Origin of the sequence: Candidatus Kurthia intestinigallinarum, from assembly GCF_003991225.1 — a bacterium.
In the GTDB taxonomy this organism is placed as follows: domain Bacteria; phylum Bacillota; class Bacilli; order Bacillales_A; family Planococcaceae; genus Kurthia; species Kurthia populi.
In genome coordinates, this window is record NZ_JTFC01000119.1 from 1 (window position 1) to 1,501 (window position 1,501).

The 1,501-nt window shown below is 35.3% G+C and carries 1 protein-coding gene and 1 pseudogene; one reads left to right on the top strand and one right to left on the bottom strand.

Annotated features, from left to right (window positions below; all coding sequences use genetic code 11):
* Nucleotides 1-443, top strand: a pseudogene (locus tag QI30_RS20645) (site-specific integrase); the annotation flags it as partial.
* A 578-nt stretch (nucleotides 444-1,021) separates the two neighbouring features.
* Here QI30_RS20645 and QI30_RS19060 read toward each other — a convergent pair.
* On the bottom strand, nucleotides 1,022-1,501 hold a 480-nt coding region (locus QI30_RS19060; protein WP_199754737.1), incomplete at its 5' end, for a metallophosphoesterase.

A 1,501-nucleotide genomic window follows, 5' to 3' on the forward strand; every position in this document is an offset into this window, starting at 1 on the left:
CTGATAATCAAGTGAAAACCCAAAGAGATCAAGTAGTATTATGTCCAAGTTTAATAAAAAAGTTATATGAAGAACATAAAAAAGTTACTTCGAAAATCAAAGGGGCTAACACTCCAGCTCTATTTATCTCTTCTGGAACGAAAGGCTCAATCACTGGTAAGACATATTCTCGACGTTTTGAAAAGGTTAAAGATGCTTTCTTAGAATCAGTTCTCAAAAGTGGCAATCAACAAGATTATTTACTTTTAACTTCTAATACTTGGTCCACGCACATTGGTAGAGGCATATTTACAAATATACTACTAGATTTAGGCCTGAGCGCGACTCAAGTTGCGTTGGCCCGTGGTGATAGAAATATCAATTCTGCGCTTCATTATGTTGACGAACATACTATGCTAAGTACTGTACAAGACGCTATTAATAACTTCCGAATTTTATTATAAGGGGGGCGAGTTTGAAATGGAGAATCTTAACGAAAAATTAAATTTCGGAGAGGTGCAAATTTTATTATATGATATTAGCCCTCTTCAACTTCGAAGGATTTTTGAGCAATACCAATTAATAGGGGAGAAAAAAGGACGTTACACTTATTATGATGCTCAAAAAATTGCTTTTATGTACGTACAAAAACGCTCGTTTAAACATGTACATTTTTAATTCCCCCTATATATTATAACTTTACTTGGAGGGACGAGCATGATAGCTTTGTTCGGTCAGCCACCCCTTATTATAGCAGGCTTCTGGCTACCGAATCGTGCGAGTAGACGTCTCCATGTCAAGTTGTAATTATTCATAAACATGAATAGAGAAATGTAATTTGAGCGTAAATGTAAATGCTTAAGTGAGCAAAAATGTACATTTTGATGCTGACATTTATAATCACATTACACTTTCGCCAAAAGATGCAGAAATTTTAATTAAACACATTAGAGAAAAAATAACCCTTTTCTCTAATGTGTTTAATTAAAGTGAATGCGTAAAGACTATGGTATTCAACATTCTTTACGCATTTCACAACTCATTATTTTATATAAATCTCCACAATTTCATTATTGGTGCCAACTCGCATTGGCATGCCCCATGTGCCTACACCTGATGTCACAATTATTTGAGGGCTATCTGCATTTTTTTGAAAATGCCCATAATCCACTTCAAATACTAAATTTGTAATTAGACTACCTGGGAAGATTTGTCCTCTATGAGTATGCCCTGATAAAATTAAATCTACGTCATTAGAATATTGTTCGAGATTACTCGGTGTATGGTCTAATACAATTGTAGGCATGCTTGAATCGATTTCTTTCAGTAAATGGCTCACATCTTGACGCTTCAGTCCATTAAAACCACCAATGGGAGAAGGGTCCACACGTCCTACTAACGCCAATTTATCATCAATGACGACATATTCATCGTTTAATAGTGTAATATTGCTTTCTTCAAGCAACTGTACCATTTGGGAGAATGTCTTTCCGCCATCGTGATTGCCTAATGTACCATACAC